General features: G+C 33.3%; 10 protein-coding genes. 7 read left to right on the top strand and 3 right to left on the bottom strand.

All coding sequences use genetic code 11. The features are described 5' to 3' along the window. Positions 1-13: 13 nt before the first annotated feature. Complete coding sequence (locus tag KA856_RS02750) at positions 14-787, bottom strand: CPBP family intramembrane glutamic endopeptidase (RefSeq protein WP_107384099.1); 774 nt, start codon at positions 785-787, stop codon at positions 14-16. A gap of 179 nt (positions 788-966) precedes the next feature. Between KA856_RS02750 and KA856_RS02745 the strand changes: the two genes are divergently transcribed. Further along, on the top strand, positions 967-2,550 hold the full coding sequence (locus KA856_RS02745) for an FMN-binding glutamate synthase family protein (RefSeq protein WP_107384100.1): 1,584 nt from the start codon (positions 967-969) through the stop codon (positions 2,548-2,550). A gap of 257 nt (positions 2,551-2,807) precedes the next feature. On the opposite strand, the gene KA856_RS02740 is transcribed toward KA856_RS02745, so the two are convergent. After that, entirely contained in the window at positions 2,808-3,323 is a 516-nt protein-coding gene (locus KA856_RS02740; RefSeq protein WP_107384101.1) for a thioredoxin domain-containing protein, read from the bottom strand. A gap of 199 nt (positions 3,324-3,522) precedes the next feature. On the opposite strand from KA856_RS02740, the gene KA856_RS02735 reads away from it, so the two are divergent. Then, positions 3,523-4,599, top strand: a complete 1,077-nt coding sequence (locus KA856_RS02735; RefSeq protein WP_107384102.1) for a M42 family metallopeptidase — start codon at positions 3,523-3,525, stop codon at positions 4,597-4,599. A 115-nt stretch (positions 4,600-4,714) separates the two neighbouring features. On the opposite strand, the gene KA856_RS02730 is transcribed toward KA856_RS02735, so the two are convergent. Then, entirely contained in the window at positions 4,715-5,533 is an 819-nt protein-coding gene (locus KA856_RS02730) for an SDR family oxidoreductase (RefSeq protein WP_107384103.1), read from the bottom strand. A 192-nt stretch (positions 5,534-5,725) separates the two neighbouring features. Between KA856_RS02730 and KA856_RS02725 the strand changes: the two genes are divergently transcribed. From KA856_RS02725 to KA856_RS02705, 5 genes are all read left to right on the top strand, one after another. After that, complete coding sequence (locus KA856_RS02725) at positions 5,726-7,264, top strand: AbgT family transporter (RefSeq protein ID WP_210138495.1); 1,539 nt, start codon at positions 5,726-5,728, stop codon at positions 7,262-7,264. Positions 7,265-7,429: 165 nt separating this feature from the next. Then, positions 7,430-8,959: an exopolyphosphatase gene (ppx, locus tag KA856_RS02720; protein WP_182478551.1), complete on the top strand. Its 1,530-nt coding sequence runs from the start codon at positions 7,430-7,432 to the stop codon at positions 8,957-8,959. Between the two features lie 67 nt (positions 8,960-9,026). Then, entirely contained in the window at positions 9,027-11,186 is a 2,160-nt protein-coding gene (locus KA856_RS02715; protein ID WP_210129311.1) for an RNA degradosome polyphosphate kinase, read from the top strand. A gap of 239 nt (positions 11,187-11,425) precedes the next feature. Next, on the top strand, positions 11,426-12,724 hold the full coding sequence (locus tag KA856_RS02710) for a D-serine ammonia-lyase (RefSeq protein WP_107384107.1): 1,299 nt from the start codon (positions 11,426-11,428) through the stop codon (positions 12,722-12,724). Positions 12,725-13,141: 417 nt separating this feature from the next. Next, positions 13,142-13,957 carry an ATP phosphoribosyltransferase regulatory subunit gene (locus KA856_RS02705; RefSeq protein WP_107384108.1) on the top strand — a complete coding sequence of 272 codons (816 nt, stop codon included), beginning with the start codon at positions 13,142-13,144 and terminating at the stop codon, positions 13,955-13,957. The last annotated feature ends 16 nt before the right edge of the window (positions 13,958-13,973 follow it).

The raw sequence follows: 13,973 nt of genomic DNA, 5'->3' as shown, positions 1-13,973 counted from the left end.
TCATACACTAACATTATTTTAAAAATACAATCGCAATAAAAGAGATAAAATTGTTAAAAGCATGCAATGAAATTGATACAGCTAGGTTTCGCCCACTTTTCAAATACACAAACACCAATCCAATCGCAATAAAAATATAGCTTCCTATTTCAAATGGTGATGTAGCCCCTAATACATGAATACCTGCAAATAATATGACAGATAATACACTTGCAGCAGCATATGTGATTTTCTTACCTAATTCATGAATGATTAGATGTCTAAATAATAACTCTTCAATAATCGGCGTCAAAATAACAATATCTAAAAATAAAAACGGGAGCATCCAATTGTCTCGAAACAGCGCTTCTAAAATCAATTGATTTTGCGTTTCATTATACTGTAATGACTTAGGTAACAAAGTCATAAGCCAATCATATAAATTATTAAATACGAGGGTAAATATGTATACCATAAAAATAATCAAAATATATTTGCGTACTGCCTTAAACCTATCGATCGCAATTGCTGTAACATTTTCTTTAATATGCATTCCATAAAAACTTAATATGATACATATTTCAGCAATAACACCACCAAAAATCAGTATATTCATATCGCTCAAATGATATTTGCTACCTATGTTAAAAATGCCATATGATGCGATTAAAAGCAGCGCTAATATAAGCGGTATAAGATAATTGGCAATGATATAAATAGGGATTAACCAAAAGTCCCTTTTAACAATCTTCTGATGCTGCCAAATATTCTTTTTAGTTAGTTGTGTTGTTAATGGCTTATCAGTCATATGTCACCTTCCTTGTAGCTATTTAACCATAATATAACACAATGCTTTATCATTTTTATAAGTTGATTTACCTTTTCTTTTTGAAAAAAGAATAAATCATTCTGTCCCCATAACTATAGAACGCATTGTAAATTGTATAATTTGTTGTATTATATAACTATATCAAGGGGGAATGTTACATGACTATTTTGACTATTTTACAGTTCATCGTCAACGTAATCATTGTTGTTTGTTTAATAAGCGTACTTGTTTTAGGGGCGGTATTACTTTTTAAAGATAAACGACAAAAGCAACATAGTGTTTTACGCAATTATCCATTACTCGCACGCATTCGATATTTTGGAGAAAAAATAGGGCCTGAGTTACGTCAATATTTATTTTTAGCAGATACCAAGGGTAAACCTTTTTCTCGTAATGACTTCACGAATATTGTATTAGCTGGGAAATATAATTCGAGAATGACTAGTTTCGGTACACAAAAAGATTATGAAGATGGTTTTTACATTCAAAACACTATGTTTCCGTTGCAATCTAAAGAATTACATATTGAACAGGCACCGTTGATTTCATCATTCATTTATACAATTGAAAATGAAAGACTATTTAATCGTGATGAACACCGTACAAAAACAGAGATAGATCCATTCTATTTAACAGATGAAGATGCTATTATTTTGGGTTCTGAATTGGAACATCCTTTCAAACTTAAAAGACTGGTTGGTCAATCAGGAATGAGTTATGGCGCTTTAGGGAGTCATGCGATTACGGCGCTATCAAAAGGATTAGGACAAGCTGGAACATGGATGAATACAGGTGAAGGTGGATTATCAAAACATCATTTATCAGGTAATGCAGATATCATCTTCCAGATAGGGCCCGGTTTATTTGGTGTACGAGATGCGTCAGGGCAATTTGATATCAATGCTTTCCAAGAGTTAGCAAATAAAGATGCTGTTAAAGCTTTTGAAATCAAATTAGCACAAGGTGCAAAAACACGAGGCGGTCATATGCAAGGTAATAAAGTAACACAGGAAATAGCTGACATTCGTAATGTTGAACCTTGGAAGACGATTAACTCACCTAACCGCTTTGACTCTATTGATGATCCAACCGATTTATTAAACTGGGTTACACAATTACAAAAAGTTGGTCAAAAGCCTGTTGGATTTAAAATTGTAATCAGTAAAGTATCAGAAGTTGAAGCGCTCGCACAAACAATGATTGAAACAAATCAATTTCCGAATTTCATTACTATTGATGGAGGCGAAGGTGGCACTGGCGCAACATTTCAAGAATTGCAAGATGGCCTAGGTTTGCCTTTATTCACTGCTTTACCAATTTTAACTGGTGTACTCGAGAAGTATGGTATACGCAATCGAATTAAAGTGTTTGCATCAGGTAAACTTGTAACACCTGATAAAATTGCTATTGCATTAGGTCTAGGTGCTGATTTAGTCAATGTTGCACGCGGTATGATGATTAGTGTCGGATGTATTATGAGTAGACAATGTCACATGAACACATGTCCTGTAGGTGTCGCAACGACAGATCCAAAGCGTGAAAAAGGATTGATTATAGATGAAAAAAAATATCGCGTCACTAATTTTGTAACTAGCTTGCATGAAGGTTTATTTAATATTGCTGCCGCTGTAGGTGTAACCTCCCCGACTCAGATATCGAAAGAACATATTATTATCATAAAGAAAGATGGTAATATTCAATCCATACATGATTATAAATTAAAACTACTAAACTATAATTAACTGCAAATATTAAAGCAGACAAGCACACAAACATCTTTGGTTAAAAAATAAATTTTAACAACATCTAGAAAGATACATTGAACAGAAATCTAATTTTATTTTAAATTTTTTCGTCGCCCCACCGTGACAATAAGGACTAGAATTGAAAAAAGTATAAAATGATTACCTATAATGACAAAATGAAGGCATCTGGAACGAATCAATGATGTCCCCGACGCCTTCATTTTGCAAATATTTATCTCTCAATAGTTCCATTTTTAAATAGAACTATTCAATTGCTCTGTTAGCTTAGTTTCTATTGTTTCTTGTTTATCTTCAAGTGGCTTAAATTCAAATGAATTACCATTAATAAAAACGGTCGGAATGCCTTTAATCCCTCTTTCAAATGCTTCTTCATTGATTGCTAACGAACGATCGTCAGCTTCTTTACGTGGTACAAGATTATATTCTTCTTCCATTTTTGTTTCAATTGTCGCAAAGTTAACTTTCCATTGCGCTTGCGTATTATACAATTCACGAATAATGTCTAAAGTTTTTTCAGGTTGTTGGTAGTTTAAATATATATTTGCTACAGTTCCTTTTAATAATCCTTGTTTAGTTTTATCAAAATGTTTGATTGTATGTTGAACTTTCCCTTGATCAATCAATGGCTTTAATACAGTGTCTGCAGCGAAAAAGTAGTTTTTGCAATACGGACAAGCGAAATTGATAAATGATTCTACTTTTATAGGTGCTGATTCTGAGCCTATTGTTAAATAATTAATTTCTGTCATTGTCTATCCCTCCACTTTGTTTATAATTATATTGAATCATGGACAGTTAGTGAATGCACACGTTTAGTCTTACTAAATCATTCAATGCAAACTTCAGCTGTATATAATCTATTAAATTAATAAAACAAAGCTCAATCAATTAGTTTATAAAGTAGTTCATGATAAAATGAATATAAATATTTTTATTAGGGGGTATAACATGAACAATTCAATCAAATTATTAGAATCATTAACAAATGTTGACGGTATTGCAGGACATGAAAAAGCAGTAAAAACACTTATGCGTGATTATTTGTCACCGGTAAGTGATGAAATTGTTGAAGACAATCTGGGTGGTATTTTCGGTAAAAAAACTACATCTACTGGTAATAAGACATTAATGGTAGCAGGACATTTAGATGAAATCGGTTTTGTGGTTACTCAAATTGATAAAGATGGATTTTTAAAATTCACACCGATTGGTGGTTGGTGGAATCAAGTGATGTTATCTCAAAAAGTAACTGTCACAACTGATGAAGGTAAGAAAATCAGAGGTATTATCGGCTCCAAACCACCGCACGCCTTGTCACCGGAAGAACGTAAAAAAAATGTAGAAATTAAAGATATGTTTATTGATATTGGAGTTAAAAGTAAGAAAGAGGCTGAACAATTCGGCATCGAAATCGGCAATATGATCACACCATACAGTGAGTTTGAAACACTGGCAAATAGCAAGTACTTAACTGCTAAAGCTTTTGATAATCGTTACGGCTGTGCACTTGCTGTTGATGTTTTAAACAACCTAAAAAAAGAATCCATTGATATTAACTTAGTTTCAGGCGCAAACGTACAAGAAGAAGTGGGTCTTCGTGGTGCTAAAGTTGCAGCTAATAAGATCAAACCTGACTTAGCACTTGCTGTCGATGTTGCTGTTGCCTATGACACACCAGGTATGTCTGGTCAAACGAGTGAGACAGCTATTGGACAAGGACCTGTAGTCATTATTATGGATGCTTCAAATGTTGGTCATGTTGGTTTTATTAATCATATTAAAAAAGTAGCTAAAAAACATAATATAGATATCCAATTAGATTCTACGCCTGGTGGTGGTACAGATGCTGGAAGTATTCATGTTGCCAATGAAGGTGTTCCTACAGTTTCTATTGGGGTAGCTCTACGTTATATGCATTCAAATGTTTCTGTATTGCATACAGATGATTATAAAAATTCCGTAGCCTTAGTAACTGAAATCGTTAAATCTTTAAACGACGATGCAGTAGATAACATCATTTGGTAAACAACTCAAATATATAAAAATTAAAGCCGTAAACATGAGTAACATCACTTTGTTTACGGCTTTTTTATGATATTTAATAACAATTAATTTCAAATTATATCATTCTTAATATGAATTATTCCGTAGAGTTTTTCCAACGCGCATCACTTAACATTTCTCCCGGCCAAGTGTATGCCGTCACACCACCATCAATTGTAATGGTTTCACCTGTTATAAACGAACTGTCATCAGAAGCCAAGAAAGCAATGAGTTTACCTACTTCATCAGGTGTTCCCAAGCGTCCTAAAGGTGTAACCCACTTCTGATTTTCTCTAAATATTTGCCCTTGTTCATCTTCTTTGGTACCCGTCAATTTATCTACAAGTGGTGTTTCTATCGTACCTGGTGCGACTGCATTCGCTCTTATATGTTCACGTCCATATTCTATCGCTGTTGATCGAGTGAAATTGATGATACCTGCTTTTGCAGCGTTATATGCCGAACGATTTAAATCTGCAGCATTTCCAGAAAATGACGCCATATTAATGACGGAGCCACCGTTTGACATCATTAATGGTAAAAAGAATTTAGTCATTAGAAATGTCCCTCTTAAATCAACATTCATAATTCTATCAAACACATCAATTGGAAATTCATGAATACGTCCAGCACCATTATCAATACCAGCATTATTAAACAAAATATCAATGTGTTCATAATCTTCTTGAATAGATTGTGCCAGCCTTTCGACTGCATGTGCATCTGATACATCAACAATATATCCTGATGCTTTATTACCTGTCTGATTGATTGCTTTTACAGTATCATGTACAGAATCGGAAATATCAATAGCTAAAACATGTGCCCCTTCTTCAGCCAATATATGGGCAGAAGCAGATCCAATGCCAGTACTTGCGCCTGTTATTACAGCAATCTTATTTTCTAATCTTTTCATCTATAACATATCTCCTTTTATTTCTCTTCTTTTTAATTTAATTACTCTGTAATGCATTTCCTTTTTCAACCACTTTTAAAACCTTTATATAAAGCTTTCATAGATGCTTTTCTATAGAAATTCAAAATTTATCATACTCATTTCAAAATGAGTTTGTTATAATTTCGATAACTTATTGGGGAGGTAATAAAAATGGCGTCGAATATTAGAGAAAAACCGACAATGATAAATAAATTCTTGAACATTGTAGAAAAAATTGGAAATAAATTACCTGATCCAAGTATATTGTTTTTTCTAATGTGTCTTGGACTTGCAATCATTACGTGGATTGTTTCACTTTTTCACGTCACTGTAAAACATCCTGGTACAGGAAATACCATTGCTATCAAAAATATTTTAAGCAAAGATGGTATTTCTATGATATTAAATGATGCGATCAAAAACTTCTCTGAGTTTCCTGCGCTTGGTTTAGTATTGTCAGTGATGCTTGGGGTTGGCATAGCTGAAAGAACAGGTTATTTTGATAAATTAATGGTACAAATTGTTCATAAAGCACCGAAACAAATTATTGTACCAGTAATTATACTCATAGGTATTATTGGTAATGCTGCTGGTGATGCAGCACCAATTGTTTTGCCACCATTAACTGCTATGGTCTTCATTAAATTAGGATATCACCCTATTGCTGGGTTAGCGATGGCTTACGCATCAGCACTTGGTGGATTTTCTGCGAACGTCATGATAGGAATGTCAGATGCATTGCTTTATGCTTTTACAGAACCAGCAACAAAAATCGTTTCTGATAAAATCACAGTTAATGTAGCTATGAATTGGTACTTTATTGCAGCTAGTGTTGCTGTTTTATTACCAGCAGTTTATTGGGTGACAATGCGCTTTGTCATCCCACGTTTAGGATCATATGATGATACGCAGTCTAATATTAAAATTGATGATGACAATCACGGTCTAACGTCTAAAGAGAGTAAGGCTGTGTTTTGGGCAAATATAAGTTTTATCACAACGCTTATTTTACTTATCCTTATGGCAATACCACAAAATAGTTTCTTAAGAAATGCTAAAACTGGTAGTTTATTGAATGACTCCCCTATTATCAATGGCGTTGGGCTGATTATTTTGCTTATTTTTTTAGTGCCTGGTTTGGTATATGGCATAATAATGAAAGAATTTAACAGTTCGAAAGATTTAGGTAAAATGCTCTCTGATTCAATGGCTTCCATGGGATCTTTTATCGTTATCGTCTTTTTTGCAGCACAATTACTGGCATTTTTAGAATGGAGTAATTTAGGTATGATCGTAGCAGTAAAAGGTGCTGAGGTACTTCAAGGTCAAAACGGAATCGTCCTTATTTTAGGTGTGATTTTTTTAGGCGCGCTTATTAATTTATTAGTCGGTAGTGCATCTGCAAAGTGGGGAATACTTGCTCCTATATTTATTCCAATGTTGGTGATTGTTGGCTTTCATCCTGCATTCACACAAATGTTGTATAGAATCGGTGATTCAATTAGTAACCCTATTACACCAATGATGCCCTATTTGCCACTACTTTTATCTTATGCTCAAAAATATGATAAAAATATGAAGTTAGGCTCGTTATTATCTAGTTTAATGCCTTATACGATTATTCTGAGTATCGTATGGCCAATATTCATGATTATATGGTACCTGCTAGGCTGGCCATTAGGCCCAGGAGGACTTTTAAACGTCAAATAATATGACATAAACATGATTAAGTTTTAACCTATATAAACAACACAGTCATTGATTGAACAATATTTAATTGAAATATCACAAATCATGCTATTTATTGTAATATTAAAGATGAAAGTGGGTAAATAAACTTTATAATAACTATTTACCTCATATGTACAGGAGGAGATTATGGAACGAATCGGATTAATAGACATCGGATCAAATACAATTAGATTAGTTATTTTTGAGTTCGATGCTAAAACAGGATTAAATGAAATTTTAAATATCAAAACACCAGCACGCTTAAGTCAATATTTAACAGATGATTTAACGATGAACCAGGATGGTATCGAGGTGTTGACGACAACGTTACACAGCTTTAAAAGTGTCGCTAATAAATTTGAAGTCAACGAATTACATCCTGTTGCGACAGCTGCTATTAGACAATCTACGAATCAAAAAGAAATTATCAGCCATATTAAAAGTGAACTTAATATCAATATCAAAATTATTCCTGAACAGGAAGAAGCTTTTTATGGTTTTTATGCAATCACCCACACTACCGATGTAGAAAATGGTGTTTCTATCGATATCGGTGGTGGTTCTACAGAAGTTACTTTATTCAAAGATAAGACCATCATCGAGGCTCATAGTTTTCCATTCGGTGTTGTAACTTTAAAGCGAAAGTTCTTTGAAGATAAAGATCATAATGATAAATCTGCAATTAAGGCAATGGAAAAATTTTTATCTAAACAATTCGAACAACTGCCATGGTTGCAAGACCAAGAAATCGCTTTAGTCGGCATTGGTGGATCAGCGCGTAACGTTGCACGCATTCACCAGTCAGAACATTCCTATCCTATTGGCGGTGTTCATAACTATTCGATGTCTGAGGAAGATATGGATGAGGTATATAAAATCATTAAAAAAAGTTCACGCGATGACTTAAAAGATATTGATGGATTAAGTAGAGATCGTATAGACATCATACTTCCAGCAGTATCTGTATTCAAATCTTTATTTGAACAAATCAATGCAACCCACTTCACTTTCTCACGTAAAGGGTTACGTGAAGGCTATATAATGAAGCTGATATCTGAACGTCATCCCCAAGAATTTAAAAAAGAAAATATAAGAAAAGATGCATTATATCATTTGGCAAATGAATATAGCATCGAAGAATCTAGTGCAAAACAACGTGTTAAATTGGCTCAATCATTGTTGTCACAACTGATTGATTTAGATAAGATTCAAGTTACTAAAAAAGAACAAGAACTTTTTGCGGAAGGCGCATATTTATATTATTTAGGAAGATTTATTGACGCTGATTCTAGTTCACCACATACGTATTACATTATAGCTAATTCAATGATTGATGGTTTTCCACATGAAGATCGCGTCAAACTCGCAATGTTAGCAAGTTTTAAAAATAAATCACTTTTAAAATTTTATAGCCAAGAAACCGAATGGTTACGTGGCAAAGAATTGGACCATGTTCAATTTTTAGGCGGTATCATCAAATTTGTAAATGCGCTAAATATATCACATACCAGCCCAGTAGAAAGTGTTGAATTACAAGAAGAAGATGGCGCATATACTTTATATGTCCGTTACATTGGTGAACCGATTGCTGAAGAATATCAATCTCATAGACAGAAAAAGCATATCGAGAAAATTTTAAAAGAGAATCTTTCTATCATCTTTACAAAATCTTAAAATTCATATGATAAATTGTACGTAGCAAAATATGTTAACAAGACTACAATAAGGTGGAATTAGAATTATGCAAAAGAAATTGGGAGAGAGAGATTTAAATTTACCACAATATTATAATAATAGAGAGCTCAGTTGGTTAGATTTTAACTATCGTGTATTACAAGAAACCGAAGATAAAAATAATCCTTTATTGGAACAGTTAAAATTTATTTCTATATTTAGTTCTAACTTGGATGAATTCTTTATGGTGCGCGTAGCTGGCCTGCAAGATCAAGTTAAAATGGGCTATGATAAACCTGAAAACAAAGCGCAACTCACACCGAAAGAACAACTTGAGCAAATTAAAATAAAAAATAAAAAGTATGTAGATTTACAATATGCACGTTATAACGAATTAGTAGAGCTGTTAAAACAACATCGTGTGGAAGTGACAAAACCTGAATCTTTACCAGAGTCTTTATTACCACAGTTAGAGCGTGAATTTAAAACGGGCATCCTACCTACATTAACACCATTAGGTATCGATGCTTATCATCCTTTCCCAAAATTAAACAATAAGAGTTTGAATATATTTGTAGATATTGATACAGATGATTCAATTAATTCAGCTATTGTACAAATACCATCATTAATTCCAAGATTTTATACATTAAATCAAGGTCAAACTCAATATATTGTAATGTTGGAAGATATTATCACATATTACATTAATGAATTGTTCACTGGCTATGAAGTGTTAAATACCTTCACCTTTAGAATCACTCGTAATGCCGATTTAACCATCCATGAAGATGGTGCCGAAGATTTGTTAATTGAAATAGAACGCTTTTTAAAAGAACGTAAACGAGGAACAGCAGTACGTTTAGAGATAGACGGAAGACACGCAACCTATGAAGATGTCGTTTGGATTATCAATCAGTTGGAAGTTCACGATAATGATGTTTATTTTGTAGATGGTCCATTAGATTTAACACTGCTATTCGATCTTGTAGACCATTTATCTAACAGTTTAAAACATTTAACATATAATAAGTATCTACCACAGCCACCTCAATCCTTGGGTAATGAAGACATTTTCAAGCTATCATTAAAACGTGATATTTTCTTCCATCATCCCTATGAATCATTTGAACCAATTGTAGATTTCATTCGTGACGCCGCAAATGATCCGAACACGATTGCTATTAAACAAACATTATATCGCGTAAGTAAAGATTCACCTATAATTAATAGTTTGAAAACTGCTGCAGAAAATGGCAAGCAAGTGACTGTTCTTGTTGAATTAAAGGCCCGTTTTGATGAGGAAAATAATGTTCACTGGGCAAGAATGTTAGAAGATGCAGGCTGTCATGTTATTTATGGTATGACATATCTGAAGACACATAGTAAAATTTCACTTGTGGTCAAACGAAACAATCATCAGCTTACGTCGTTTGTACACTTAGGCACTGGAAACTATAACGATAAAACAGCAAAATTATACACAGATATGGGGATTATCACAACAAATCAAGAAATAGCAGAAGACGCTATTAACTTCTTTAACTATCTAAGTGGATATACACTGAAACCTAAATATAATAAACTCATTGTAGCCCCATACGACATACGTGATGTATTCTTAGCTCGAATAGATAAAGAAATCATATCACATCGTGAAAACGGAAATGGAAAAATAATGATGAAGATGAATTCATTAACAGATAAAGATATTATTCTTAAATTATTTGAAGCTTCTCGTGCCGGTGTAAAAGTAAAATTAATTATCCGTGGTATTTGTTGCTTAAAACCAGGTATACCAGATGTCAGTGATAATATTGAAGTAGTAAGTATCGTTGGCCGTTTCCTTGAACATTCTCGTATCTATTATTTCCATAATAATGGTGATGAAAAAATCTATCTCTCTTCAGCTGATGCGATGACACGTAATATGATTAAACGTGTCGAGATCTTATTCCCTGTCGATGATAAAAACATTGCTAAACGTTTATTAGATTATATGAATTTACAATTATCAGATAATCAAAAGGGTCGTTATCAGGACCAACAAGGTTATTACCATTACATTCATAATAATTTATCACCATTAAATTCACAGGCTTATTTAATGAAAGAAGCGATAACATTTGGCCAAAAATTAAAAGAGGCTTCTACCATTCCACAACAAGTACCAATACAACATAAAAATAGATGGTTTTCTAAACTTAAAGATACGTTTAAACGTTGATAAAGTCCCACTTCTCAATTTATTGAGTTAGTGGGACTTTATGCATGAGCTACAGCTCAGGTAATCCTTAAATCCTAGTCATCTTTGCCGTTTTCAAACGACGTAACCATTTTTAAATATAATAGACCCATACCATTCTAATCCTATATTATTTTTGTATATAAGGTATATAACATCTTAAGTATCAAATTTTGCTATAATGATGACTAAATACAATCTAATTTATGAGGTGGTCATTTATGATAAATGTTGAAACATTAAAAAGTAGCTTTCCCCTACTCAATGACATGCAACAGTATAGGCCGATATTTTGGAAAAATCCAAATTTCCGTAATGATGAAACTTTACCATTTTCATTAGATGATATAGAAGACGCTGCAACAAGACTAGAACGTTTTAGCAGCTATATACGTAATGTTTTTCCTGAAACTGAAAAAGACCATGGCCTCATTGAATCACCACTAAAAGCAATTCCTTTTATGCAACAATCATTAGTTGACTCTGAACAACTTGAACAAAGTGGTAAATTATGGCTTAAATGTGATAGTCATCTTGCTATTTCAGGTTCTATCAAAGCAAGAGGTGGTATATATGAAGTTCTAAAACTAGCTGAATCTATCGCTATAAAAGAATGTGGTTTAAAATATACGGATAATTATAAAGTTTTATCTGAACCAAAATATAAAGCGTGCTTTCGTAAATATACCGTTGCTGTCGGTTCAACTGGTAACCTGGGTTTAAGTATTGGCATTATGAGCGCACAATTAGGCTTTCAAGTCATCGTACATATGTCTAGTGACGCGCGTCAGTGGAAGAAAGACTTACTTCGTTCACGTGGTGTTGAAGTTGTTGAACACCAATCCGATTATCAATACGCAGTTGCTGAAGGACGAAAAGCTGCAGAAAATGATCCTACTTGTCATTTCGTAGATGACGAGGGTTCTGCTGATCTATTCTTAGGTTATACTGTTGCTGCATTACGGTTAAAAACACAACTTAATAATGAAGGCATACAAGTAGACGCTCAACATCCTCTTTTTGTATATCTGCCTTGTGGTGTTGGAGGAGGCCCAGGTGGTGTTGCCTTTGGATTAAATCAAGTATTTGGTGACCATGTGTATTGTCTATTCGCTGAACCTACACATGCGCCATGCATGACATTAGGTATGATGACACAACTTCATGACCAAATAGCTGTAACAGATATTGGATTAGACGGCCGTACTGATGCAGATGGTCTTGCTGTTGCTAGACCTTCAAAACTCGTTGGTCATATAATGAATTCATTATTATATGGTGCTTTTACTGTAGAAGATCAACAAATGTACCAATATTTATATCAGCTAAGCCAAAAAGAACGTATCTTTGTCGAACCTTCTGCAGCATCTGGTTTCGCAGGTTTAAAAGCAGTGTTGGAACATGCTGATAAAAACCATTTTAATTTATCCGATGCAAATCATATCGTATGGGCAACTGGTGGCAATATGGTACCTAAGGAAGAAATGTTAAAGTATGTGGCTCAAGGCAAACAATCATAAACTTAAGCGATTTAGAATCACATCTGACCAGGCACTCGAATGATAATATTTAAATCATTCATATTTAAAGTTTCACCCTACTTTATGCGTTGTTCGACGTCTTCTCTAAATCAAATCATATATAATCTGCTATATAAATTGATGACGTTAAACATGAATGTAATGCTATTTTTTATCAATACAATGGACTTAAAGTGGTATCATCTAATACTATTTTCAATCTAAAACCTAAAGCAAAATTTTAGGTTTTATTTTTATACACATAAATATGATATAAAAGCCATTTTAATCACTTTGCAAAGATTATTTTCTGAATATTTATTGAATTCTAAAATCAACTGTGTTAAAGTATGTTTTATCAATTTACTTTAGTTCGGTAGAGAAACAAAGTATTTAATAAAGGATGGTCATTATATTATGGATACGAAAGCACTTATTAATAATAAAGAACAAGAACTAGCTTTTTTAAAACATTTTCAACAAGCAGATTTTAAACTTGTTGATTTTAGTTTTATAGAATCATTATCTTGGCAATCACTTACACCTGATGATTTACAACAAATGACGGAACGTAGTTTTTGGCAACATGACCATCATATTTTTGCTTTGCGTAATGATTTCACAGATCAATTATTACGTTACTACAGTAACTATCAACCTGAACAGCAACGTTTAGCATATACTGGTCCCATCGTCAGAAATAACGAAGTCTACACTCAGTTAGGTATCGAACATTACAACCCAACAATTACAGATATGCAAAACGATTTTAAAACGTTTTATAACTTTATTAAGTATACGTTGAATGATGATATCGACTTTGTCATTTTAGGGCATTATCAATTAATAGATTTATTATTAGCTGCTAACGAACAAAATCAAACTATATTAAACCTTATACAAGAACGTAATATTTCAGAGTTAACTGCACAGTTAGGACTTGCACATCCTGTGGTACAGTTACTCACAACTAAAACTACGGAACAACTTGATTTATTAACCCATTTATTTCCGCATGATCATCGTACTATCCAGTCATTACATCGGTGGGAGCAATGGTTTAAATCACAAAATATTACTGAAATTCACCTTGATATAACCCCTAGACCACCACGTTCTTATTACAAAGGATCATTCATGAAATGCCATTTAAAAAACAATAAAACTCAGCGTCTAACTGGTGGATTTTACAAAGGGAAATTAGAAGGCTTTGGACTCGGATTTATACTATAAAAAAGGAGTGAAAACC

It is taken from the genome of Staphylococcus sp. GDB9P120P (genome assembly GCF_017893435.1).
Lineage (GTDB): Bacteria > Bacillota > Bacilli > Staphylococcales > Staphylococcaceae > Staphylococcus > Staphylococcus cohnii.
The sequence above is the reverse complement of the archived record's forward strand: the minus strand, read 5'-3'. Positions and strand labels throughout refer to the sequence as shown.

Bases quoted from the DNA above. Each gene is read 5' to 3' on its own strand.
- KA856_RS02710 (WP_107384107.1), top strand. From the start codon at position 11,426: ATGATAAATGTTGAAACATTAAAAAGTAGCTTTCCCCTACTCAATGAC.
- KA856_RS02745 (WP_107384100.1), top strand. From the start codon at position 967: ATGACTATTTTGACTATTTTACAGTTCATCGTCAACGTAATCATTGTT.
- KA856_RS02740 (WP_107384101.1), bottom strand. From the start codon at position 3,323: ATGACAGAAATTAATTATTTAACAATAGGCTCAGAATCAGCACCTATA.
- KA856_RS02725 (WP_210138495.1), top strand. From the start codon at position 5,726: ATGGCGTCGAATATTAGAGAAAAACCGACAATGATAAATAAATTCTTG.
- KA856_RS02715 (WP_210129311.1), top strand. From the start codon at position 9,027: ATGCAAAAGAAATTGGGAGAGAGAGATTTAAATTTACCACAATATTAT.
- KA856_RS02705 (WP_107384108.1), top strand. From the start codon at position 13,142: ATGGATACGAAAGCACTTATTAATAATAAAGAACAAGAACTAGCTTTT.
- KA856_RS02735 (WP_107384102.1), top strand. From the start codon at position 3,523: ATGAACAATTCAATCAAATTATTAGAATCATTAACAAATGTTGACGGT.
- KA856_RS02730 (WP_107384103.1), bottom strand. From the start codon at position 5,533: ATGAAAAGATTAGAAAATAAGATTGCTGTAATAACAGGCGCAAGTACT.
- KA856_RS02750 (WP_107384099.1), bottom strand. From the start codon at position 787: ATGACTGATAAGCCATTAACAACACAACTAACTAAAAAGAATATTTGG.